Raw genomic sequence first — 20,830 nt, 5'->3', positions numbered from 1 at the left:
GGTGCTGATTCACTTGGGGTGCCGGAGTCGGACGCGTTCGCGGCCCACCGTGGCACCGTGGGGCCGGATGGCCCCCGCGGCCCCACGGCCGCCGCGGCCGCCGGAGCGCCTCGCGGCGCGCAAGAGCGAGCGGTCGGCAGTAGCGAGCAGGCAGAGCAGGCAAGAGAGGGACACCCATGCGCGACGCGTACCACGAGGAACTGGACTCGATCGGAGAAAGCCTGGTCGAGATGGCCCGGCTCGTCGGTTCCGCGATCGGACGGGCCACGACGTCCATGCTCGACGCCGACCTGAAGCTGGCGGAGAGCGTCATCGCCGCCGACCAGAAGGTCGACGATCTCCAGCACGACCTGGAAGCCCGCGCGATCGCGCTGCTCGCCCGGCAGCAGCCGGTCGCCACCGATCTGCGCATCGTGGTGACCTCGCTGCGCATGAGCGCCGACCTGGAGCGCTCCGGCGACCTGGCGCAGCACGTGGCGAAGCTGGCGCGGCTGCGTTTCCCGGACCGGGCGGTGCCGCGGGACCTGCACGCCACCATCTTGGAGATGGGGCAGTTGGCGCAGCGGCTGATGGCGAAGGCGGCCGAGGTCATCATCACGAAGGACGTGGACCTGGCGCTCCAACTGGAGCAGGACGACGACGAGATGGACCAGCTGCACCGCACGCTGTTCCAGCACCTGATGGACGACCGCTGGAAGCACGGCATCGAGACGGCGGTCGACGTGACGCTGCTGGGCCGCTACTACGAGCGCTTCGCGGACCACGCGGTGTCGGTCGCGAAGCGGGTCGTCTACCTGGTGACGGGCGAGCACGCGGACGAGCTGCAGCCGCCGACCCAGGCCGAGGGCGTCTGAGCGTCGAGCGTCTGGGCGTCTGGGCGTCTGGGCGTCTGGGCGTCTGGGCGTCTGGGCGTCTGAGCGCATCGAGCCCCAATGCGCCGTTGACGCGCCGGGGCCACTGGGCGTGAATGGGGGCGAAGGCACACCGCCTGCGCACCGCCCGCGAGGAGGATCCATGCCCGATTCCCCCGTCCCCATCACCCCGGAGCACGAGCGGCCGCAGCCCCCGCCGGCGCGGGAGCCGCTGCGCCTGCCGCTGCTGGCGGCCTGCGGCTGTGGCTCGGGCTGCGGCTGCGGCTGCCAGTCCGGCGCCCCCTGCCAGTGCGGCGGCTGACCCACCCCAGGCCCGGCGCCCCCGAAGGGCCCCCGTCCGCCCCCAACCAGGCGGACGGGGGCCCTTCGCCGCTCGGGCGGGCGGACACGGGGCGGCGCGTCCGGCAGGCGGGTTAGGGCCCCGTGGCGGCGAGGGCGGTGCGGATCGCGTCGAGGCGCGCTGTCAGTTCGGCCAAGGAGCACTCGACGCGGGCACCGTTGATCGGCTCGAAGTCCGTCACTCCGGGCGCTGTGGCCAGGTAGTCGGAGGGCGTGATCGCCCAGCCCTCGATCGGACTCCAGCCGGCCTGGACCTCGGCGTTCCGCCCGTCCCCGGACGACACGCGCAGCCACGCCGTGCACTGGTCCGAGAAGTCGTACGGCAGATGGGCGACCCCGCCCAGCTCTTCGAGCCGCGCGACGTGGGCGGCCCACTGCCCCACGAGTTGCGCGAGCCGCGGCCCCAGGCCGCCCGCGACCGCGGGACCGTCGTCGAGGGCGAAGTAGTAGGAGTCGCAGGTGTGCCGGTAGGAGCCGAGGCGCAGTCGGAGATCGCCGTGATCCCCCCGCGTGCGGACTCGGTCGAAGTGCAGGGCGACATCCGCTGCCACGCGCGTTCCCTCTCACGCTCGGGCCCGGCGCGACGAGAAGCCCCCCACCCGCCGGGAAACGGCGGGTGGGGGGCTGTTTCGTGCGTCGGGGTTACTTCTTGCCCTGGTTCTTGACGGCCTCGATGGCAGCCGCGGCGGCGGTCGGGTCGAGGTAGGTGCCGCCCGGGGTGAGGGGCTTGAAGTCGGCGTCCAGCTCGTAGGAGAGCGGGATGCCGGTCGGGATGTTGAGGCCCGCGATGTCGGCGTCCGAGATGCCGTCCAGGTGCTTGACCAGGGCGCGCAGGGAGTTGCCGTGCGCGGCGACCAGGACCGTGCGGCCGGTCAGCAGGTCCGGGACGATCGCGTCGTACCAGTACGGGAGCATCCGGACGACGACGTCCTTGAGGCACTCCGTGCGCGGGCGCAGCTCCGGCGGGATCGTCGCGTAGCGCGCGTCGTCGGACTGGGAGAACTCCGTACCGTCCTCGAGCGCCGGCGGCGGGGTGTCGTACGAGCGGCGCCACAGCATGAACTGCTCCTCGCCGAACTCGGCGAGCGTCTGGGCCTTGTCCTTGCCCTGGAGGGCGCCGTAGTGGCGCTCGTTCAGGCGCCAGGAGCGGTGGACCGGGATCCAGTGGCGGTCGGCGGCCTCCAGCGCCAGCTGCGCGGTGCGGATCGCGCGCTTCTGGAGCGAGGTGTGCACGACATCGGGGAGCAGGCCGGCGTCCTTGAGCAGCTCACCGCCGCGGACCGCCTCCTTCTCGCCCTTCTCGTTGAGATTGACGTCCACCCAGCCGGTGAACAGGTTCTTCGCGTTCCACTCGCTCTCGCCGTGACGGAGGAGGATCAGCTTGTACGGTGCGTCGGCCATGCGTACGAGCCTAATGGACGGCCCAGGGCCCTCGCGCGCGGTGTCCACGGCGGTCGGCGGCCCCTCTTCCGGTCTTGGCCACGGCCCGGTCGAGCGCCCCGGCCGGCCGCGCCGACTCCCCGCCGAGCCGCGCCGATTGACGGTCGGCGTCAATTGGGTGGCGGCCCGACGACGGCCGCTCGTAGGGTGCGGAGAGCCGAAGAGGCACTTACTTGCTGTCGCTTGATCGCCTGGGGGAGTCCGTATGTCGGTGGGCCGTTTGACACGGGGGGCGCGGGAGAGCGTGGCGGGACTGCCGCGCGCCTTCTGGTGGCTGTGGACGAGCACGCTGATCAACCGGCTAGGGGCCTTCGTCGCCACCTTCATGACCCTGTACCTGACCATCGACCGCGGCTACTCGGCCTCCTTCGCGGGTCTGGTGCTGGGCCTGCACGGCCTGGGCGGCGTGCTCTCCTCGCTGGTCGCGGGGGTGTTGACCGACCGGCTGGGGCGGCGGCCGACGCTGCTCGCCGCGCAGCTCTCCACCGCGTTCTCGGTGGCGCTGCTGGGCTTCATGGAGCATCCGGGGGCGATCGCGGCGGTGGCGCTGCTGGTCGGCATGACCTCGAACGCCTCGCGCCCGGCGGTCACCGCGATGATGGCGGACATCGTCCGGCCCGAGGACCGGGTACGGGCCTTCGCGCTGAACTACTGGGCCATCAACCTCGGTTTCGGCGTCAGCGCGATGGCGGCCGGGCTGGTGGCGGAGTACAGCTACCTGGTCGGCTTCCTGGGCGAGGCGACGCTCACCCTGCTGTGCGCGGTGCTGGTGTTCGCGAAGCTCCCCGAGTCCCGCCCGGTGCGGGACACGACCGGCGGCGCGGACGACGGACCGGCGATCGGGCTGGGGACGGTGCTGCGCGACAGGCGGTTCATGGGCGTCGTCGGGCTGTCGTTCCTGATCTCGCTGATCTTCACCCAGGGTTCGGTGGGTCTGCCCGCGGCGATGGGCGCTGCCGGCTACTCGGCCGGGGACTACGGGCTGGTCGTCGCGGCGAACGGGTTGCTGATCGTGCTGCTCCAGATCCCGGTCACCCGGTTCATCGAGCACCGGGACCCGCAGCGGCTGCTGGTGATCTCGGCGTTGCTGGCCGGCTACGGGTTCGCGATGACGGCCTTCGCCGGGTCGCTGTGGGCGTACGCGCTGACGGTGTGCGTGTGGACGCTGGCGGAGATCGTGAACTCGCCGACGCAGATGGGGCTGGTGGCGCGGCTGTCCCCGGTGCACGGGCGGGGGCGCTACCAGGGGATGTACACGATGTCGTGGGCGGTGGCCTCGCTGGTGGCCCCGCTGATGGCCGGCTACGTGATCGACCACCTCGGGGCCGCGTGGCTGTGGGGGGCGACCGGGGCGCTGGGCACGGTGGCCGGACTGGGGTACTGGCTGCTGATGCGGCGGCTGCCGGCGGAGCGGCCGGCCGTGGTCCCGATCCCCGTCGTCCCGGCCCAGGCCCCCGATCCGGCCGTCGCCTGAAGCCGGCGGGCCGGACGCGTCGGGCCGGGCGCGTTCGCACCTGGCACGTCGGGCCGGACGCGTCAGGACCGGCGCATCAGCGGCGGGCGCCTCAGGCCGGGCGCGTCAGGTGCCGGAACGCGTCGAGGTTGCGGGTGGATTCGCCGCGCGAGACGCGCCACTCGTACTCGCGCCGGATCGCGCTCGCGAAACCCAGCTCCAGCAGCGTGTTGAACGCGCCGTCCGCCGCCTCCAGGACCGTACCGAGGAGCCGGTCCAGGTCGGCGGGGGTGATCACGCTCAGCGGGAGCCGCGCCGTCAGGTAGACGTCGCCGAGACCGTCGACCGCGTAGGCCATCCCGTACAGCTTGAGGTTGCGCTCCAGCAGCCAGCGGTGGACGCCCGCCTCGTTCTCGTCGGGGTGGCGGATGACGAAGGCGTTCACCGACAGGGAGTGTTTGCCGACCCGCAGCGAGCAGGTGGTGCTCAGCTTGCGCGTGCCGGGCAACTGGACGACGTAGGAGCCCGGTGCCGGGCTCTCCCAGTCCAGGCCGGCCTCGGAGAGGGTGTCCTCGACGATCGCGGTGGTGTCAGCGTCTGCGTCAGCCATGGTGGGAGCGTACGCGACGGCGATGATCATGCATCGCCGCGGTGTAGACGTCCGCCGTGCCGCTCGCCGCCGTGTCCCAGCCGAAGAACTGCGCGTGCCGTGCGGCCTCGGCGCCCATCCGGTCCGTCAGTCCCGGTTCGTCCACGAAGCGGCGCAGCTCGCGCGCGTAGTCCACCGGGTCGTGGCCGGCTACGAGGATGCCCGTCACACCGTCGTTGACGGCGACCGGCAGCCCGCCGACCTCCGCCGCGAGCACCGGGGTGCCGGTGGCCTGCGCCTCGATCGCGACGAGTCCGAAGGATTCGTTGTACGAGGGCATGACCAGCACCGACGCCGCCCGGAACCAGTCGGCGAGCCGGTCCTGCGCCACCGGCGGGTGGAAGTGGACGACGTCCGCGATGCCGAGCTTCGCGGCGAGCTTCTGCAGCCCCTCCGGCTTGGCGAGGCCGCTGCCGCTGGGGCCGCCGACGACGGGTACGAAGAGCCGCGCGCGCAGCGACGGATCGCGGTCCACCAGCTCCGCGACCGCCCGGAGCAGGATGTCGGGGGCCTTGAGCGGCTGGATGCGGCCCGCGAAGAGCGGGATCACGGCGTCCTGCGGGAGTCCGAGGCGGGCGCGGGCGGCGGCCCGGCCGTCGCCGACGGTGAAGCGGTCGAGGTTCACGCCGGGGTGGACGACGGCGACCTTGCCCGGGTCGGCCTCGTAGTGCCGGACGAGTTCGTCGGCCTCCTCGGCGGTGTTGGCGATGAGCCGGTCGGCCGCCGCGACGATCTGGGTCTCGCCGATGACGCGGGCGGCGGGCTCGGGGGTGTCGCCCTCCGCGAGCGCCGCGTTCTTGACCTTGGCCATGGTGTGCATGGCGTGCACGAGCGGCACGCCCCAGCGTTCGGCGGCGAGCCACCCGACGTGGCCGGAGAGCCAGTAATGGGAGTGGACGAGGTCGTAGTAGCCGGGGCGGTGCCCGGCCCACGCCTGCATCACGCCGTGGGTGAAGGCGCAGAGCTGGGCGGGCAGCTCCTCCTTGGCGAGGCCCTCGTACGGGCCCGCGTCCACGTGCCGGACGAGGACGCCGGGGGCCAGCTCGACCCGGGGCGGCAGCCCGCCGGTGGTGGCGCGGGTGAAGATCTCGACCTCGATGTTGATCGCGGCCAGGCGCCTGGCGAGCTCGACGATGTACACGTTCATCCCGCCGGCGTCACCGGTGCCGGGCTGGTGCAGCGGTGAGGTGTGCACGCTGAGCATGGCGACGCGGCGGGGCTTGCGGGAGTGGCCCACGGCCGGGAGCCGCAGGCGGGGCGGCTCGTGGCGGGTCGATCGGGCCGCGGCGATACGGCCGCTGATACTGCCGCCGAGGCGGGACACGTACTGGCTCAAGGGAGCAGTTCCTCTCGCTCGGACGGCGCGCTGGGGCATGACGTAGGGCATGGCTCGCAGAGCGCGGTCAGCGCCCTGCAAGGAGTGCAACCCGGATGGACGCGTCCCGCATTCCGGGGTGGACGGATTTCCCCGCTTCTTTTCGCTCCGCATACGCTCGGCGCATGGTTTCCCGCAGCACCCCACCGCCCCCCAGACGCCCCGTGGGCACGGTCACGCGCGGGACCACGAACCCGAACCGGCTGCGCCGGATGGACCGCTGGATCGCCGCCACGCACGGGGCCGCGCTGCGCCGCGCGGAGGCGCCGGTGGCGGTGGACCTCGGCTACGGGGCCGCTCCCTGGACGGCGGTCGAGCTGCTGGCCCGGCTGCGGGAGGCGGCGCCCGGGGTGCGGGTGGTCGGCATCGAGATCGAGCCGGCGCGGGTGGCGGGGGCGAAGCCGTACGAACGGGAGGGGCTCAGCTTCCGGCACGGCGGCTTCGAGGTCCCGCTGGACGGTGGGGCGGCCCCGATGCTGATCCGCGCGGCGAACGTACTGCGTCAGTACGACGAGGAGCAGGTCGAGGCGGTGTGGCGGCGGCTGTGCGCGCGGCTGGCGCCGGGCGGGCTGCTCGTCGAGGGGACGTGCGACGAGATCGGGCGGCGACACGTATGGGTCGCGCTCGGGCCCGAGGGGGCGCGCACGGTGACCTTCGCGACCCGACTGGGCTCCCTGGAGCGCCCCTCGGATCTGGCGGAGCGGCTGCCGAAGGCCCTGATCCACCGCAACGTGCCGGGTGAGCCGGTGCACGCGTTCCTGCGCGACTTCGACCGGGCGTGGGCGGCGGCGGCCCCGTACGCCTCCTACGGGGCCCGGCAGCGCTGGATCCGGACGGCGCGGGCGCTGGCCGGCGACTGGCCGCTCGCGGACGGGCCGGTGCGCTGGCGGCAGGGTGAACTGACCGTGCGCTGGGAGGCGTTGCGCCCGGCGGGGTGAACATCGCCGGGCGCGAAACCGGGGTGGGGAACCGGGGTGGGGAACCGTCCGTTGAGCGGGCGGTGCGGGGTTATCCACAGAGGGTGTCGGAATTCACCGACTCGTGGCACCATCCCGAATGCCAGAGTAAGTTACTGATGAATAGTCAGATGTGATACCCGGTGATATCCGTGTGTCCCATCCGACTTGGGGCGCCTGGGGGGAACCATGGGGACCGTGAAGCGAGCGCGTCGGCGGGGCGCATCCGCTCTCACGCTGCTGTGCGCGATGGCGGTACTGGCGAGCGCGCCGACCCTCGGCCTCGCGGGGACCGCGTACGCGGCGCCCGGCGCGCCGAGCGCGCCCACCGCTCCCGCGGCGCCGGAACCGGGGACCAAGTCCCTGGAGGAGGTCCGCCAGGAGATCGACGAGCTGTACCGCCGGGCCGGGACGGCCACGGACGCGTACAACCAGGCGGAGAGCGAGACCAAGGCGCAGTCCGAACGGGTCGTGGAACTCGCCAAGCAGATCGCGGCCGGCCGGGAGCGGATCACCTCGCTGAAGGACCGTGCGGGCGCCGCCGCCCGCGCCCAGTACCGCTCCGGTGGCCTGCCGCCGGGTGCGCGCCTCGCGCTGAGCGGCAGCCCGAGCCAGTACCTGGACGGCGCGGACCGGCTGCGGCAGGGCGAGAAGGCCACCGCGGACCTGCTCGCCGACCTGAACCGCACCCAGAACGACCTCCAGCGGTACGCGAAGGACGCGAGCGCGCTGTGGCAGAAGCTGGAGGCGAACCGGGTCAAGCAGGAGACCGCCAAGAAGGAGATCGAGGAGAAGATCAAGGCGGCCCAGGAACTGGAGAGCAAGCTGGAGGCCGAGGAGAAGGCCAAGCTGCTCCAGTTGGAACAGGACGCCCAGCGCCAGGCACAGACGGCCTGGCTGTCGTCGGGCGTCCTGAAGGAGATCAACGGCACGGCGTCGGAGGCCGGGAAGAAGGCCATCCGGTTCGCCACCGCCCAGGTCGGCAAGCCGTACGTGTGGGGCGCCGTGGGCCCGGACTCGTACGACTGCTCCGGACTGACCTCGCAGGCGTGGCTGGCGGCGGGCCGGGGCATCCCGCGGACCTCGCAGGAGCAGTTGCGACTGCTGCCCAAGGTCGCGATCAAGGACATGCGTCCGGGCGATCTGATCATCTACTTCGACGACGCCAGCCACGTCGCCCTGTACGTCGGCGACGGCGCGATCATCCACGCCCCGCGGCCGGGCCGCAACGTCACCCTCGCGGGCGCGGGCTCGATGCCGATCAAGGCAGTGGTCCGCCCGGACGCGTGACCGGACGGTACGCCCGGAGGGGGTCCGCCCCGGGGCGGCGCCGGACCGGCGCGAAGCCCCCTCCCGCCGTCTCGGTGGGCGGGACGCCGCGCCGCCCGCGTCGTGACGTTGGTCATCCCGCGTCGGGGCTTTCCCCGCGATAACGGCATATGACGCGGGCTCCGCCCCGCGCCGCCGTTCCCCCGCCCGCACCGGCCCGCTAGGGTCGACCGCATGAGCGCACCCTCGGGGGGAGCGAAGGAACCGAAGACGATGCCCGCACCCGTACCGCGGCCGCGGGACACCCTTGTCACCCAGGTCGGCCAGGCAGCCCTGCCCGCCGACTCGGCCCCGGCGACCCCCGCGCCCTCCCTGACCCTCCTGGTCATCGAGGACGACCCCGCCGGCGACCTCACGGTCCCTGAGATCCTGCACGCCGACGGCCACCGCATCCGGCTCCGCACCGCCCGCAACCTCACCGAGGCGGCCCGGCTCCTCACCCCCGACGTGCAGTGCGTGCTGCTCGACCTCTCCCTGCCCCACCCCGGCGGAGCCAAGGACGACCCGCTCGCCACCCTCCGCGAGGTCCTGCGGATCGCCCCGCGCCACGCCGTCCTCGTCCTCACAGCCGAGGCCGACGCCGAGCGCGCCGCCGAGGCCGTCCGCGTAGGGGCCCAGGACTTCCTCTTCCGCGACGAGCTCGACGGCCGTCTCCTCAGCCGCGCCATCCGCTACGCCGTGGAACGCAAGCGGGCCGACATCGCCCAGTACAAGCTCGCAGAATCGAAACTGCGCGCCCAGGAGAACGCCCGCCTGGAACGCGGACTGCTGCCCAACCCACTCCTCGAGGGCTCGGACCTCCGCTTCGCCGCCCGCTACCGCCCGGGCCGCAGCCGCGCTCTGCTCGGCGGCGACTTCTACGACACCGTCCGCACCCCCGACGGCACCGTGCACGCCATGATCGGCGACGTCTGCGGCCACGGCCCCGACGAGGCCGCCCTCGGCGTCGAACTGCGCATCGCCTGGCGCGCGCTCACCCTCGCCGGCCTGTGCGGGGACGACCTGCTGGCCACCCTCCAGCAGGTGCTGGAGGTGGAGCGGCCCTGCGACGAGATCTTCGCGACGCTGTGCACGGTGGACATCTCCCCCGACGGCCGCCACGCCGGTCTCTGCCTGGCAGGCCACCCGGCCCCGCTGATCGTGCGCGCGGGCGGCTCGGCGAGGCTCCTGCCGTACGAGAGCAGCGGTCCGGCGCTCGGGCTGCTGCCGAAGGCCCGCTGGCCGCGCCGGCAGGTCGAGCTGGGCGGCGCGTGGAGCCTGATGCTCTACACCGACGGCCTGATCGAGGGCCGCGTCGGCGAGGGCAGGGAGCGGCTCGGCCAAGACGGCATGGTCGAGATGATCAACCGTCACCTCGACGCCGGCCTGCGCGGCGAAAGCCTGCTGGAAGCCTCCGTCACCGAGGCCCGCCGGCTCAACGGCGGCGAACTGACCGACGACGTCGCCGTGGTGTTGCTCTCGCGCGAGACGGGCTGACCCCGGCCCGCGCCGAGCCGAGCCGCGCCGCGCCGGCCGGGACCCCGCGGGCCGCCATACCCGCTAACGCCCGCCGTTGTACGGCCCGTACGGGCCGTCGCTGCTGCTGCCGCCACTACGCCGGCCGCCGCCCGAGACCTGCTTGAGGGCCGGTCGGACGTCGACGAAGAAGACGATGGTCGCCACCAGGCCGGCGATCTCCAGGAACAGCATCCCCAGGAAGAAGTCCACGAGGACCGTGACACCGAGGATGACCAGCCAGAAGGTCTTCGTCTGCTTGTCGGCGGCCCGGTACGCGTCCTCGCGCGCGATCAACGCGAGCACGAAGGCCACGACGGCGAGCGCCAGCATGGCGAAGCCGAGCAGGGGGAGCACCCCGTTGTCGAAACCGTTCATCAACATCGCCCGACCGCCTTTTCCCGCGTCCGCCGCCTGATACCGCCCGATACCGCCTGCCTCCACGCTACTGGCAGAGCCGCCCTCACAGAGGACAACGGACCGGGCACCTTCCAGGTGCCCGGTCCGTCCTCACCTCACTCGGCCCCACTCGGCCTCGCGATCAGCTCTCGTCGCCGGTCGTGGCGGCGGTCTTCTTCACCGGGGCCTTGCGGGCGGCGGGCTTCTTCGCGCCGGCCCGCTCCTCGTCCGAGGAGGACGCGCCGGTCCCGGCGGCGGGGCCGCTCTGGGCCGGGACGTCCGGCTCCACGGCCGCGGCGATGTCGACGATCTCCTCGGAGACCCCGCCGCGCCAGGCCCGTACGGCCTGCTCGCCGTGCTCGGCGACCTTGTCGTAGGTCTCCTTCGCCCGTACGGCGTACTCGGCGGCCACGCCCACGCCGCGCAGGGCCAGGTCCTGTGCCGTCTCGCCCAGCTTCTTGGGGTCGATCGCACCGAGCACCTCGGCGACCTTGGCCGCGACGACCTCCTGCGCCTCCTTGGCCTTCTCCTGCACGATCTTCGCGTCGGTGTTCCTGACGGCATCGATGCGTGCGGGGGCCTCGGCGCGCAGCTGCTCGATCAGTGCGGGCACCTTCTTCGCCTGCTGCACGGCGAGGTCGGCGGTGCCGGCGGCGAAGTAGAGGGGGGTCGGGTCGGTGAGGGTCTTCTTCAGGTCATCGGCGATGGCCATGTGCTGGTCCTCCCGGATCACAGTCGGTTCGTGCGTCAGTTCGTGTGGGGTTTCTCGTCGTCGGCACCGGCCGGCTCCGCCTCCGAGGCGTTCTCCTTGCGGAACGACTCGTAGACCTGGAGCAGTACCTGCTTCTGCCGCTCGTTTATGGACGGGTCGGCGAGGATGACGGCCCGCGTCTCCACCTCGTCGCGATCCCGTTCGTCCAGGATCCCGGCCTGCACGTACAGCGTCTCCGCGGAGATCCGCAGCGCCTTGGCCAGTTGCTGGAGGATGTCCGCGCTCGGCTTGCGCAGCCCGCGCTCGATCTGGCTCAGGTACGGATTCGACACCCCCGCCGCGTCGGCCAGCTGGCGCAGCGAAAGCTGAGCCTGCCGCCGCTGCTCCCGGAGGTACTCGCCGAGGTTTCCGACGTTGAGCGATGCCATGTCCCCATGCTGCCCGAGACTGCTAACTATTGCAAGCAGGCGCTTGCAATAGCTCCCGGTGGTACCGTCGAAGGCATGGACCCGCAAGAGCTCGCCAACCTCGCGCATCTGCGTCGGGCGCGGGATCTGATCGACCGGGAGTACGCCCGCCCGCTCGATGTGCCCACGATGGCGCGCCACGCGCTGATGTCACCGGCGCACTTCTCGCGGCGGTTCCGGGCGGTCTACGGCGAGACGCCCTACAGCTACCTCATGACCCGCCGGATCGAGCGGGCGATGGCGTTGCTGCGCGCCGGTATGAGCGTCACCGACGCGTGCATGACGGTGGGCTGTACCTCGCTCGGCTCGTTCAGCTCGCGGTTCACCGAGATCCTGGGCGAGACCCCCAGCGCGTACCGCGGCCGGGAGCACCGCGCGGTGGCCGCCATGCCCGCCTGCGTGGCCAAGGTGTACACGCGGCCCACCCGGGAAACGCCGAGCAGGATCGAAGAAGCGGGCCCCGTGGCCGCCGCCTAGCGTGGACGGCATGAACATCTCCCTCCAGTACTGCCACATCACCGTCAACGACGTGGACGAGGCGCTCGGCTTCTACCGCGACGCCCTCGGCCTCGAAGTCCGCAACGACGTCGCCTCCGGCGACCACCGCTGGGTCACCCTCGGCAGCCCCGCGCAGCCCGGCCTCGAAATCGTCATCTCCGAACCGCACGCGGGCCGCTCCCAGACCGACGGCGACGCGCTCCAGGAGCTGCTGACCAAGGGCGTGCTGCCGATGGTCGTCTTCCGCAGCGACGACCTCGACGCGACGTTCGAGAAGGTGCGTGCCTCGGGCGCCGAGGTGCTCCAGGAGCCCATCGAGCAGCCGTGGGGCCCGCGCGACTGCGCGTTCCGTGACCCCTCGGGCAACCTCGTACGCATCAACCAGGCCCCGGCAGCGGCGTAGGGGGGACGCCCGCCGACGGCCCGCGAACCGCGCGCCAACCCGCCCGCGAACCGCCCGCCAACCACCGCTGACCGCCCGCTACCCGCCGGCCTCCGGCGCGGTACCGATCAGCACCGTCGCGTGGAACTCGTCCGAGGTGACCGCGTGCACCGCGAGGCCGCCCGAGGTCAGGGCCGACGCCGTCAGCGGGGACTGGCGGGCGCTCGTCTCGATCAGCAGCCGGCCGCCCGGGGCCAGCCATCGGGTAGCCTCCGCCGCCACCCGGCGGTGGACGGCCACCCCGTCCGGGCCGCCGTCCAGCGTGGCCGTGGGCTCGTGGTCGCGGGCCTCCGCCGGCAGGAAGGCGATCTCGCCGGTCGGGACGTACGGGGCGTTGACCACGAGTACGTCCACCCGCCCCCGCAACGAGTCGGGCAGGGCCGCGTACAGGTCGCCCCGGTGGACCCGGCCCCCGTACGGCGTCACGTTGCGCCGCGCGTACACCAGCGCACCCTCGTCGATGTCCGCCGCGTGCAGCTCCACCCCCGGGACCCGCGAGGCCACGGCCGCTCCCAGCGCGCCCACCCCGCAGCACAGGTCCACGACGACGGCCCCCGGACCGGTCCGCGCCACCGCCTGCGCCGCCAGGAACTCGCTGCGCCGGCGCGGTACGAAGACCCCGGCGCCGACCTCCATGTGCAGCCCGCAGAACTCCGCCCAGCCGACGACCGTCTCCAGCGGTTCGCCGTCCACCCGGCGCGCCAGCAGCTCCGCGAGGTGCCCCTCGTCCCGGGCGGCCCCCGTCAGCAGCTCCGCCTCCTCCTCCGCGAAGACGCAGCCGGCCGCGCGCAGGCGTTCCACCAGTGTCGCCACGTGTCCCACGTCTCCCACGTATCCCCGTCCTCGATGTTGACCCCGCCGGAGCGACGATACGGGCGCCGCCGGCCGTGTCGTGCGTGGTGCGGTCGTTCAGAAGATGTCCGGGCACCAGGGCCGGCGGGCCGTGCGGAACACCGCGTCCGCCAGGGCCAGCGCCCCCGGCCGCTCCTCCGTGACCAGGCCGAGCGCCGCCAGCCGGACCGCCGACTCGTCGCCGAGGTACAGCGATCCGAGCGCGGAGACGTCCAGCCGCAGATCGGCCGGCTCCCGCGTACGGACGCACTCCCCCGTGCCCGCGTCCAACCGGTAGCGCCCCTCGGCCGGCCCCGCCGGGTTCGTGACCTCCAGCACCAGGACGCCCGGGACGGCGTACGTCCGCGCCCCCAGCGCCCGCTCCACGTCCAGCACCCGCACCCACAGGGAGTCGGCGGCGGTCACGAGGCGGGCGGCGCGCGGGTCCGGCAGGAGCCGCGGGAGCAGGTCGTCGGGGGCGCGGTAGCCGGTGCGCACCTTCTGCACCCAGTCGATGGAGCACAGGAAGTGCCACAGCGCCCGCTCCGCGGCCGGGGTCACCGCGATCAGGTCCCGCACCTGCACGGTGTTCTGCGGGATCTTCGCGTCCGTCCAGTGGTCGTCGGCGCCGTAGGCGACCAGCCCCTCCACCTCACCCTCCGCCGTGCGGTACACGGCGAAGAACTTCGGCTTGTACGGGTCGACCGAGATCGACTCCAGGCCGGTGCGCAGGTTCCACCAGCGCTCGCCCCGGTCGACCGCGCCGGGCGTCCGCGCCCGCAGCCGCTCGTGCAACGGGGGCCCCACGCGCCGCACCTCGGCGGCGTCCACGAACTCGACCCGGCCACCGTCGGCGGGCGCGGCCCGGTGCGGGTCCAGTCCGCTGCGCGGTACGTCGATCTCCCACTCCGAGACGCAGGCGGCGGGGCCGAACCCGTAGCGCCCGTAGATCGGGAACTCGGCCGCGATCAGGGTCGCGACGGTGTCGCCCCGGTCCCGGGCGGCCGTCAGCTCGGCGGCCATCATCCGGCTCAACAGGCCCTGGCGGCGGTGCGTGGGCAGCACGGTGACGTTCGTGACGGCACTGGCGGGCACGGCCGCCCCGCCGGGCACCGTCAGCCGCTGGGCGAACGAGCGGAAGGTGGCCACGCAGCGGCCGGTGCCGGTGTCGAAACCGCCCTGGTTGCGGGCCAGATCGCCGTTCTTGGCGCGCTGGACGACATCCGAGTCGGTCACCGGGTCGGCCAACAGGAAGCCGGTGTTCACGGTCTGGAGCCATTCGCGGAGTTCGGCTTCGGTTATCGGCCGGATGTCAGCGCTCATAGCCGCCCACGCTAATCGGCCGGCCGGCCGAGGTCGCCTGATTTTCCGCACGGCCCGCCGCGCATGGATACGGCCCGTGGATACGGCCCACGGATGCCGCCGGTGGATACGGGCCGCCGCGCTACGCCAGCAGGTCGTCGACCTGAGCCTCGCCCTCGCGGTAGCGCCGGGTGATCTCCGCGCTGGAGTCGTCCGCCATGCGCTGCAACTGCTGTCTGCGCCGCGAGACCTGCTGCTCGTAGCGGATCAACCGGGCCATCGCCTCGTGCAGTTCGGCGTCCGTGCGCGCGCCCAGGTCCGACAGCTCCACGTCCGACAGCATCTCGGCCGCCAGCAGCCGCGACTCCTCGCTCTGCGGGGTGCCGAGCGTGACGTGCCGGGCGGAGGCGCTGCGGCTGGACGGGGCGTCCGCGAGGATCTCCGAGAGCCGGTCCACCACCGGCGACTCGGGATCCGTACGCCGGGCCAGCTCGGCGCGCAGGATGTCGATACGGCCGTGCAGGAGTCTGCGTACATAGCTCAGGTCGGCCTCGTCGCGCTGCGCGTCGCGGCGCAGGGCGCGCAGCTCCGGCAGCCCGAGCGCGGTGGCCGGGATGGTCGGTCCCGGGTCGCCGCCGCCCCGCTGGGCGGGCGGCCGGCCCGCCGACGACGCGGATACCGCGGGTACAGGTACGGAGGTACCAGAGGTGTTCATGCGTTCGTGTCCGTCCCCTCGACCGGTGCTGGGGGCACCGCCTTCCAGCATCGTGCCACTGACCGCGGTGCCGACGCAGTCCCACGCCACCCGATCGGCCCCGGACGGGTGCACGCCTGGTACACAGGTGGTATGCGAGCAGTGGTGCAGAGGGTGGACGGCGCGAGCGTCGTGGTGGCCGGCGAGACCGTCGGGGAGATCGTGGGCGAGGGCTTGTGCGTACTGGTGGGGGTGACGCACGACGACACGCCGGAGAAGGCGGCGCTGCTGGCCCGCAAGCTGTGGTCGGTGCGGATCCTGGAGGCGGAGAAGTCCTGCAGCGACGTGAACGCGCCACTGCTGGTGATCTCCCAGTTCACGCTCTACGGGGACGCGCGCAAGGGACGGCGCCCCACCTGGAACGCGGCCGCGCCCGGCCCGGTGGCCGAGCCGCTGGTCGACGAGGTGGTGGCACAGCTGCGGGCGCTGGGCGCGACGGTGGAGACGGGCCGGTTCGGGGCGGACATGCGCGTCTCGCTCACCAACCACGGCCCGTTCACCATCGTCATCGACATCTAGAGGGCCGGATGCCTACGGCGCGACGACGACCTCCTGCGCTGCGGCCGTCGTACCGACCAGCAGCGGCGCGTCCACCGGAACGTTCCGCTTGACCAGGGCCAGCGCGATCGGCCCCAGCTCGTGGTGGCGGACCGCGGTGGTCACGAAGCCGAGCTGGCGGCCCTCCTCCCCGTCCGACGCGAGCCGTACGGGAGTCCCGTGCGCCGGGAGCAGCACCTCGGAACCGTCCAGGTGCAGGAAGACCAGGCGGCGCGGGGGCTTCCCCAGGTTGTGGACGCGGGCCACCGTCTCCTGGCCCCGGTAGCAGCCCTTCTGGAGGTGCACGGCGGTGCCGATCCAGCCCAGCTCGTGCGGGATCGTGCGGTGGTCGGTCTCCTGGCCGAGCCGCGGCCGGTGCGCCTCCACGCGCAGTGCCTCGTACGCGAGCAGCCCGGCGGCCGGGCGGTGCGCGGCGGCGAACTCCTCCAGCTCACCGCGGGGCAGGAACACGTCCCGGCCGTGCGCGGTCTCGCGTACGGCGAGCTCCTTGGGCACCTCGGCGATGGAGCCGGCCGGCAGGTGCACGACCGCGAAGTCCTCCGTCCGGTCGGCGACCTCGACCCGGTAGAAGAACTTCATCGACTCCAGGTAGCCGATCAGCGCCTCCTGTGTGCCGGGCTCGACGTGCGCCCACACCGTCTCGCCGTCGTCGACGAGGTACAGGGCGTGCTCGATGTGCCCGTTGGCGGAGAGGATCAGCGCCTCGGTGGCCTGCCCGGGCGGCAGGTCGGTGACGTGCTGGGTGAGCAGCAGGTGCAGCCAGCTCAGCCGGTCCGGCCCGGTGACGGTGACGACCCCGCGGTGGGAGAGGTCGACGAACCCCCGGCCGTCCGCGAGGGCGCGCTGTTCGCCGTACAGCTCTCCGTAGTGGGCGGCGACGCCCTCGTCGCGGCCTTCGGCCGGTACGGCGCCGGGGAGATGGAGCAAGGGGCTGCTGGTCATGGCACCAAGCGTACGGCCCCCTCAGGCGGAGCCGGAGCGATGTGCGGCGGCGGATCCGGAGCGCTTCTCGGCGGCGCAGTCGGCGCACAGCCCGAAGATCGCGAAGTGCTTCATGTCGGTCTCGAAACCGAAGGTGGTACGCAGCTTCGCGGTGAACTCGGCGGCGATGTCCACATCGGCCTCGATCACCTTGGTGCAGTCGCGGCAGACCAGGTGGATGTGGTGGTGCCGGTCCGCGAGGTGGTAGGTGGGGGCGCCGTGCCCGAGGTGGGCGTGGGAGACCAGCCCTAGCTCTTCGAGCAGCTCCAGCGTGCGGTAGACGGTGGAGATGTTGACCCCGGAGGCGGTCTTGCGGACCTGGGCGAGGATCTCGTCCGGGCTGGCGTGCTCCAGGGTGTCGACCGCTTCCAGTACGAGCTGGCGCTGCGGTGTCAGCCGGTAGCCGCGCCGGCGCAGGTCGCTCTTCCAGTCGGCGCCTTCGACACCTTCGGTGCTTCCGGTGCTTTCCGTACGTCGGGCGCTCTCGGTGCTGTCGGTGCTCACCACCCGGTCAGTGTAAGCGCGCGAGGGGACCGCGGGCCCGGCCCGCGGTCCCCTTCTCGCACAGGCTGTGGATGTCCGCTCAGCGGAAGAACGCGATGCCGTCGTCCGGCATGTCCGGGAGGTTGCGCGCCATCTCGGCGACCTCCTCGGGCGTGACGACCTTCTTGAGCTGGGCCGACATGTACGGGCGCAGCTCGATCTCAGGGGTGGTCTTCTCACCGACCCACATCAGGTCGCCCTTGACGTACCCGTAGAGCCGCTTGCCGCCGCTGTGCGGGCGGGACCCGGCGGTGCGCGCGACGGCGTCGGTGACCAGGTCGATCTGCGGCTTCTTGTCGGCGAGGTCGCCGTACCAGATCTCGACGACGCCCTGGTCGCGGATCATGACGATCTCGACCTTGCGGTCCGCGTCGATGCGCCAGTAACCGCTCTCGGTCTCCAGCGGCCGCACCTTGTTGCCCTCGGCGTCGAGCACCCAGGTACGCGAGCGGTACTCCAGGAAGTCCCGGCCGTCGTGGCTGAAGACGACTTCCTGGCCGAAGTTGCACTTCTCTTCACCGGGGTAGTCGAAGACGCCCGCGCCCTCCCAGGTACCGAGGAGGAAGGCGAGGGGGACGAGGCCCGGGTTCAGGTCGGACGGGATCTGGATCATGGGTGGCTGCTCAGACGATCTGTGTGAGGGGTTCCGGGGGCCGGGGCGGGCAGTGGCCGATCGGGACGATCAGCGCTGGCCCTGGTACAGCTTCTTCACGGCGAGGCCGGTGAAGGCGAGGACGCCGACGCAGACCAGGATGAGCAGGGAGGTGAAGAATGCCTCAAGCACGGGGTGCTCCTCGGAGTTTTATGGACGGTACGGGGCCGGTCCCCAAGCCTACTGGCCCGGGGACCGGCGCACTGTGTGAGGTAGCCCGTACCGTGCTCAGCCGAGCAGCTGACTCTGCAGGACCACCGTCTGGTGGAAGGGCACGACGGCCGCACCGCCCTTGCGGGACTGGATGACCACGGCCTGCACGTCGCCCGCCTGGAGGCAGCCGAGCCGGGTCTGTTCCTCCCCGAAGGGCTTGGGTTCCTCGTACAGCGCGATATCGGTGCCGCTGACCACGGCGCTGGTGTCGGCATCGACGCCGGCCTTCATCCATTCCGGGTCGACGGAGAGCGAGGTCGCGTCGGTCAGCCGGACGTCCGGCTTACAGCCCTGGAAATTGTCCACGAATCCCGAGGAGTGGAAACGCAGCAGGTAGATACGGGTCCGGGTTCCGTCGGGCATGATCCACGACCGGCCGGTGATCTTGCGGAGGCCGCCCCACTCAAGGGACTCCTTCAGCTTCGGCCGGGCGTCGGCCGGGTACTCCTCCAGGAACGCGTCGGACGGGACCACCGCGTCCTTGTCCGCCTTGAACGCGGTGTCGGGCCGGGCACCCACGGGGGCCGCGAGCAGCAGGGCGCTCAGGTCCGCGTAGTGCGTGGCGCCCTTGTTGTCCGCGCCCGCCGGGAGGGGGGCGCCCGGCGGCGGCGTGGGCCTGGCCTGCGCCGGGTACGTCCAGCGGCCGTCGGACCGGGTGGACAGACCGGGGAGGTCGGTCCGCTGTTGCTGCGTGACCCCGTACGCGGTGCCCGCGCCGGCCGCCGCGAAGACGACCCCGGCGGCGGCCCAGCGCAGGACGGCGAACAGCTTGCGGCGGTCCCTCGGCACGACCGTGACAGACTCGACGGTCGGCTCGACCGGCGGGACGACCGGCGGGACGACCGGCGGCACGTTGCCGGTGCCGGCACCGGTGCCGGTGGTCAGTTGCTCGGTCACGCGGACTCCCCGGGGGTCTCGAGACGGGTCAGTTGCTTCTCGAACAGGTCGACGGCCTGGTTCACGGCGATCGCCGCCCCGTACGTCCGGAAGGTCACCAAAACGTCCCCTTCGGCGGCCACACAGTCGAGGGAGTCGAGCTTGTCTTTCTTCTCTATGTCGTCCGGCCGGTCGCCGACGACGTTCGACAGGACGCACTTGGCCTGCGGGAAGCCGTCCACGGCGGGCACCTGACGCTTGTTTCCGGTCCGCTCGCCGAGCTTCTCCAGAACGGCCAGCACCTTCTTGTCGACCTCGGCAAGGGAGGCGACGGCCTGGGAGTCGGCCTGCATCAGCTCGATCTCGCTGACCGACCGCTCCGGGAAGGTGGTGAAGCTGCGCCCGGCCACCCCCTTGAGCTTCAGACCGGCCAGTGCCTTGTCCCGTCCTGCGCGTTCCTCTTCGGAAAGGCCGGAGCGGGAGTTCTTGAACGTCTGGAGCGCGCGTTCGCCCGGCACGTAGAAGTCGTTGCCCTCGCCGTCCAGGTCGGGTCCGGGCTGGTCGCCGGCGTCCATCGGCAGCAGCTTGGCCGCGAGCGCGGTGGGCGGCACCGTCGGAACCGGCTTCGGTTCGAGGTCCGAACGGACTCCGTCCGGACGCCAATACCGCGTCGGGGAGGTGCGGTCGGCCTCGTCCAGCCGGGCCGACGCCAGGAAGCCGCCGCCCGCGAGGACGGCGAGTGCCAGGCCGGCGGCGAGCATGACGACCGTCTTGCGGTTCGTCGTGCGCGCGGGCCCGGCGGCGGACGGTCCCTCAGCCGGCTCCGCTTCGGTCGCGGCCTCGGTGGTCTGCTCGCTCACAGCCGCTCCAACTGTCGCTTGGCGAGAGCGTTGATCTCGCCCTCGGAGAGATCGGCCCGCTTGTTCACGATCTTGATGTCCATGACGATGTCACCGCGTCGGACGACTGCTTCGCCATAACGCAGGGGAAGGTAGCCGGGCTTCTCCTTGACCTTGGAGAGCCAGGCGTGGCCGAACTCGGCGGGGACTCCGGGCAGGGCATAGCCGCTGTTGCCCGCGTAGTCGTCGTCGGGCATGAAGTCCAAAAAGCCACTGGCATACCTCTGGGCGCCGGAACGCTCCCGGAACTGGATCAGCCGGATGTCGATGGCGTCGTTGCCCTCGTGCCAGCTCACGTGGGCGGCCCGACGCACTCTGCCGTCGATCAGCGAGGGAAAGCCGCCGGCGGGCCTTTCGAAACCGTCCGTCGCGAACTCGTCCGGCGACTCGTACCCCGACTCCGCGTCCTGCGCACCGGCCGGGGCGTCCAGGAGCTTCTTCGCCAGGTCCTCGTCCGCCTTGTCCCACCGGTTCGCGTTGATCGTCCGCTGGGTGGTCGCGTCGTTCGCCGCGATCGGGGCCGGCATCGCCAGGTCCTGCCGGGCCAGCGGCGGCAGCGGCGTGGGCGGGCGTCCGTACTGGACGGCGTAGCCGGTCACCGTGCCGGCGACGGCTCCCAGGACGAGGGCGCCCGCGACGAGCAGCGCGGCGCGCCGCCCCGCCCGTATCCGGGACGCGGGCAGGGGCTGTTCTTGTTCCAAGGGTGGTCCCCCCACGGGACGTGAGGCGGCGGTCCGATACCGGCGCACAGACGGGAGACAGCCTGCGTCAGGTCCTGGTTGTACGCACCCTTATT

The 20,830-nt window shown here is 72.3% G+C and carries 24 protein-coding genes and 1 pseudogene; 9 read left to right on the top strand and 16 right to left on the bottom strand.

All coding sequences use genetic code 11. From position 1 onward, the window contains the following. Positions 1 to 176 precede the first annotated feature (176 nt). Together phoU and ABZ934_RS19370 are read left to right on the top strand one after the other, a co-directional pair. Entirely contained in the window at positions 177 to 854 is a 678-nt protein-coding gene (phoU, locus tag ABZ934_RS19375) for a phosphate signaling complex protein PhoU (RefSeq protein ID WP_361314505.1), read from the top strand. A gap of 160 nt (positions 855 to 1,014) precedes the next feature. Beyond that, a complete protein-coding gene (locus tag ABZ934_RS19370; RefSeq protein WP_361314502.1) occupies positions 1,015 to 1,173 on the top strand; it encodes a hypothetical protein in 159 nt (52 codons plus the stop codon). 112 nt (positions 1,174 to 1,285) lie between these two features. Here the strand turns inward: ABZ934_RS19370 and ABZ934_RS19365 are convergent, their stop codons facing one another. Together ABZ934_RS19365 and ABZ934_RS19360 are read right to left on the bottom strand one after the other, a co-directional pair. After that, the gene (locus ABZ934_RS19365; protein ID WP_361314499.1) at positions 1,286 to 1,762 is read right to left on the bottom strand and encodes a hypothetical protein; all 477 of its coding nucleotides are present in this window, start codon (positions 1,760 to 1,762) and stop codon (positions 1,286 to 1,288) included. A 91-nt stretch (positions 1,763 to 1,853) separates the two neighbouring features. Then, positions 1,854 to 2,612: a phosphoglyceromutase gene (locus ABZ934_RS19360; RefSeq protein ID WP_361138235.1), complete on the bottom strand. Its 759-nt coding sequence runs from the start codon at positions 2,610 to 2,612 to the stop codon at positions 1,854 to 1,856. A gap of 244 nt (positions 2,613 to 2,856) precedes the next feature. Here ABZ934_RS19360 and ABZ934_RS19355 point away from each other — a divergent pair, with 244 nt between their 5' ends. Then, positions 2,857 to 4,125 carry an MFS transporter gene (locus tag ABZ934_RS19355; RefSeq protein WP_361314497.1) on the top strand — a complete coding sequence of 423 codons (1,269 nt, stop codon included), beginning with the start codon at positions 2,857 to 2,859 and terminating at the stop codon, positions 4,123 to 4,125. Between the two features lie 91 nt (positions 4,126 to 4,216). Here ABZ934_RS19355 and ABZ934_RS19350 read toward each other — a convergent pair whose 3' ends face one another. Together ABZ934_RS19350 and mshA are read right to left on the bottom strand one after the other, a co-directional pair. After that, positions 4,217 to 4,714: a YbjN domain-containing protein gene (locus tag ABZ934_RS19350; protein WP_361314494.1), complete on the bottom strand. Its 498-nt coding sequence runs from the start codon at positions 4,712 to 4,714 to the stop codon at positions 4,217 to 4,219. Continuing rightward, a complete protein-coding gene (mshA, locus tag ABZ934_RS19345) occupies positions 4,707 to 6,089 on the bottom strand; it encodes a D-inositol-3-phosphate glycosyltransferase (RefSeq protein ID WP_361314491.1) in 1,383 nt (460 codons plus the stop codon). Before mshA ends, ABZ934_RS19350 begins: the two co-directional genes overlap by 8 nt. A 164-nt stretch (positions 6,090 to 6,253) precedes the next feature. Between mshA and ABZ934_RS19340 the strand changes: the two genes are divergently transcribed. The 3 genes from ABZ934_RS19340 (at position 6,254) to ABZ934_RS19330 (ending at position 9,889) form a co-directional block, all read left to right on the top strand. Beyond that, positions 6,254 to 7,066 carry a class I SAM-dependent methyltransferase gene (locus ABZ934_RS19340; RefSeq protein WP_361314488.1) on the top strand — a complete coding sequence of 271 codons (813 nt, stop codon included), beginning with the start codon at positions 6,254 to 6,256 and terminating at the stop codon, positions 7,064 to 7,066. A 207-nt stretch (positions 7,067 to 7,273) separates the two neighbouring features. Continuing rightward, the gene (locus ABZ934_RS19335) at positions 7,274 to 8,374 is read left to right on the top strand and encodes an NlpC/P60 family protein (protein ID WP_361314485.1); all 1,101 of its coding nucleotides are present in this window, start codon (positions 7,274 to 7,276) and stop codon (positions 8,372 to 8,374) included. Between the two features lie 213 nt (positions 8,375 to 8,587). Then, positions 8,588 to 9,889, top strand: coding sequence for a fused response regulator/phosphatase (locus ABZ934_RS19330; protein ID WP_361314482.1), 1,302 nt, complete (start codon positions 8,588 to 8,590; stop codon positions 9,887 to 9,889). 63 nt (positions 9,890 to 9,952) lie between these two features. Here the strand turns inward: ABZ934_RS19330 and ABZ934_RS19325 are convergent, their stop codons facing one another. From ABZ934_RS19325 to ABZ934_RS19315, 3 genes and pseudogenes are all read right to left on the bottom strand, one after another. Beyond that, positions 9,953 to 10,291, bottom strand: a complete 339-nt coding sequence (locus tag ABZ934_RS19325; protein ID WP_361314479.1) for a DUF2516 family protein — start codon at positions 10,289 to 10,291, stop codon at positions 9,953 to 9,955. Between the two features lie 157 nt (positions 10,292 to 10,448). Further along, positions 10,449 to 11,018, bottom strand: coding sequence for a hypothetical protein (locus ABZ934_RS19320; RefSeq protein WP_361314476.1), 570 nt, complete (start codon positions 11,016 to 11,018; stop codon positions 10,449 to 10,451). An 89-nt stretch (positions 11,019 to 11,107) separates the two neighbouring features. Further along, positions 11,108 to 11,446, bottom strand: a pseudogene (locus tag ABZ934_RS19315) (helix-turn-helix transcriptional regulator); the annotation flags it as partial. Between the two features lie 75 nt (positions 11,447 to 11,521). On the opposite strand from ABZ934_RS19315, the gene ABZ934_RS19310 reads away from it, so the two are divergent. Continuing rightward, a complete protein-coding gene (locus ABZ934_RS19310) occupies positions 11,522 to 11,962 on the top strand; it encodes a helix-turn-helix transcriptional regulator (RefSeq protein WP_361314473.1) in 441 nt (146 codons plus the stop codon). A 10-nt stretch (positions 11,963 to 11,972) separates the two neighbouring features. Then, positions 11,973 to 12,386, top strand: a complete 414-nt coding sequence (locus ABZ934_RS19305; protein ID WP_361314470.1) for a VOC family protein — start codon at positions 11,973 to 11,975, stop codon at positions 12,384 to 12,386. Between the two features lie 78 nt (positions 12,387 to 12,464). On the opposite strand, the gene ABZ934_RS19300 is transcribed toward ABZ934_RS19305, so the two are convergent. The 3 genes from ABZ934_RS19300 to ABZ934_RS19290 form a co-directional block, all read right to left on the bottom strand. Next, on the bottom strand, positions 12,465 to 13,247 hold the full coding sequence (locus ABZ934_RS19300; RefSeq protein ID WP_361314842.1) for a putative protein N(5)-glutamine methyltransferase: 783 nt from the start codon (positions 13,245 to 13,247) through the stop codon (positions 12,465 to 12,467). An 87-nt stretch (positions 13,248 to 13,334) separates the two neighbouring features. Continuing rightward, positions 13,335 to 14,579, bottom strand: a complete 1,245-nt coding sequence (locus tag ABZ934_RS19295; protein WP_361314467.1) for a GNAT family N-acetyltransferase — start codon at positions 14,577 to 14,579, stop codon at positions 13,335 to 13,337. 121 nt (positions 14,580 to 14,700) lie between these two features. Further along, the gene (locus ABZ934_RS19290; protein WP_361314464.1) at positions 14,701 to 15,273 is read right to left on the bottom strand and encodes an AmfC protein; all 573 of its coding nucleotides are present in this window, start codon (positions 15,271 to 15,273) and stop codon (positions 14,701 to 14,703) included. A 132-nt stretch (positions 15,274 to 15,405) separates the two neighbouring features. Between ABZ934_RS19290 and dtd the strand changes: the two genes are divergently transcribed. After that, a complete protein-coding gene (dtd, locus tag ABZ934_RS19285; protein ID WP_136213713.1) occupies positions 15,406 to 15,831 on the top strand; it encodes a D-aminoacyl-tRNA deacylase in 426 nt (141 codons plus the stop codon). A 12-nt stretch (positions 15,832 to 15,843) separates the two neighbouring features. Here the strand turns inward: dtd and ABZ934_RS19280 are convergent, their stop codons facing one another. The 6 genes from ABZ934_RS19280 to ABZ934_RS19255 all read right to left on the bottom strand — a co-directional run bounded on the left by ABZ934_RS19280 (position 15,844) and on the right by ABZ934_RS19255 (position 20,735). Then, complete coding sequence (locus ABZ934_RS19280) at positions 15,844 to 16,812, bottom strand: folate-binding protein (protein WP_361314461.1); 969 nt, start codon at positions 16,810 to 16,812, stop codon at positions 15,844 to 15,846. A gap of 21 nt (positions 16,813 to 16,833) precedes the next feature. After that, positions 16,834 to 17,268 carry a transcriptional repressor gene (locus ABZ934_RS19275; protein ID WP_361314839.1) on the bottom strand — a complete coding sequence of 145 codons (435 nt, stop codon included), beginning with the start codon at positions 17,266 to 17,268 and terminating at the stop codon, positions 16,834 to 16,836. A gap of 166 nt (positions 17,269 to 17,434) precedes the next feature. After that, positions 17,435 to 18,007: an FABP family protein gene (locus tag ABZ934_RS19270; protein WP_361314458.1), complete on the bottom strand. Its 573-nt coding sequence runs from the start codon at positions 18,005 to 18,007 to the stop codon at positions 17,435 to 17,437. Positions 18,008 to 18,274: 267 nt separating this feature from the next. Further along, positions 18,275 to 19,156, bottom strand: coding sequence for a hypothetical protein (locus tag ABZ934_RS19265; protein WP_361314455.1), 882 nt, complete (start codon positions 19,154 to 19,156; stop codon positions 18,275 to 18,277). Further along, positions 19,153 to 19,995, bottom strand: a complete 843-nt coding sequence (locus tag ABZ934_RS19260) for a hypothetical protein (RefSeq protein WP_361314452.1) — start codon at positions 19,993 to 19,995, stop codon at positions 19,153 to 19,155. The genes ABZ934_RS19265 and ABZ934_RS19260 overlap by 4 nt, the downstream gene beginning before the upstream one ends. Continuing rightward, positions 19,992 to 20,735: a hypothetical protein gene (locus ABZ934_RS19255; protein ID WP_361314449.1), complete on the bottom strand. Its 744-nt coding sequence runs from the start codon at positions 20,733 to 20,735 to the stop codon at positions 19,992 to 19,994. The genes ABZ934_RS19260 and ABZ934_RS19255 overlap by 4 nt, the downstream gene beginning before the upstream one ends. Positions 20,736 to 20,830 lie beyond the last annotated feature (95 nt).

It is taken from the genome of Streptomyces sp. NPDC046557 (assembly GCF_040645975.1).
GTDB lineage: Bacteria > Actinomycetota > Actinomycetes > Streptomycetales > Streptomycetaceae > Streptomyces.
Note: the sequence above shows the minus strand (reverse complement) of the source record. Positions and strands in the feature narration are given on the sequence as shown.

What these genes read in the sequence shown, in the direction of transcription:
- phoU (WP_361314505.1), top strand. Translation starts at nt 177, where the DNA reads ATGCGCGACGCGTACCACGAGGAACTGGACTCGATCGGAGAAAGCCTG.
- ABZ934_RS19370 (WP_361314502.1), top strand. Translation starts at nt 1,015, where the DNA reads ATGCCCGATTCCCCCGTCCCCATCACCCCGGAGCACGAGCGGCCGCAG.
- ABZ934_RS19360 (WP_361138235.1), bottom strand. Translation starts at nt 2,612, where the DNA reads ATGGCCGACGCACCGTACAAGCTGATCCTCCTCCGTCACGGCGAGAGC.
- ABZ934_RS19355 (WP_361314497.1), top strand. Translation starts at nt 2,857, where the DNA reads ATGTCGGTGGGCCGTTTGACACGGGGGGCGCGGGAGAGCGTGGCGGGA.
- ABZ934_RS19350 (WP_361314494.1), bottom strand. Translation starts at nt 4,714, where the DNA reads ATGGCTGACGCAGACGCTGACACCACCGCGATCGTCGAGGACACCCTC.
- ABZ934_RS19340 (WP_361314488.1), top strand. Translation starts at nt 6,254, where the DNA reads ATGGTTTCCCGCAGCACCCCACCGCCCCCCAGACGCCCCGTGGGCACG.
- ABZ934_RS19335 (WP_361314485.1), top strand. Translation starts at nt 7,274, where the DNA reads ATGGGGACCGTGAAGCGAGCGCGTCGGCGGGGCGCATCCGCTCTCACG.
- ABZ934_RS19330 (WP_361314482.1), top strand. Translation starts at nt 8,588, where the DNA reads ATGAGCGCACCCTCGGGGGGAGCGAAGGAACCGAAGACGATGCCCGCA.
- ABZ934_RS19325 (WP_361314479.1), bottom strand. Translation starts at nt 10,291, where the DNA reads ATGTTGATGAACGGTTTCGACAACGGGGTGCTCCCCCTGCTCGGCTTC.
- ABZ934_RS19320 (WP_361314476.1), bottom strand. Translation starts at nt 11,018, where the DNA reads ATGGCCATCGCCGATGACCTGAAGAAGACCCTCACCGACCCGACCCCC.
- ABZ934_RS19310 (WP_361314473.1), top strand. Translation starts at nt 11,522, where the DNA reads ATGGACCCGCAAGAGCTCGCCAACCTCGCGCATCTGCGTCGGGCGCGG.
- ABZ934_RS19305 (WP_361314470.1), top strand. Translation starts at nt 11,973, where the DNA reads ATGAACATCTCCCTCCAGTACTGCCACATCACCGTCAACGACGTGGAC.
- ABZ934_RS19295 (WP_361314467.1), bottom strand. Translation starts at nt 14,579, where the DNA reads ATGAGCGCTGACATCCGGCCGATAACCGAAGCCGAACTCCGCGAATGG.
- ABZ934_RS19290 (WP_361314464.1), bottom strand. Translation starts at nt 15,273, where the DNA reads ATGAACACCTCTGGTACCTCCGTACCTGTACCCGCGGTATCCGCGTCG.
- dtd (WP_136213713.1), top strand. Translation starts at nt 15,406, where the DNA reads ATGCGAGCAGTGGTGCAGAGGGTGGACGGCGCGAGCGTCGTGGTGGCC.
- ABZ934_RS19280 (WP_361314461.1), bottom strand. Translation starts at nt 16,812, where the DNA reads ATGACCAGCAGCCCCTTGCTCCATCTCCCCGGCGCCGTACCGGCCGAA.
- ABZ934_RS19270 (WP_361314458.1), bottom strand. Translation starts at nt 18,007, where the DNA reads ATGATCCAGATCCCGTCCGACCTGAACCCGGGCCTCGTCCCCCTCGCC.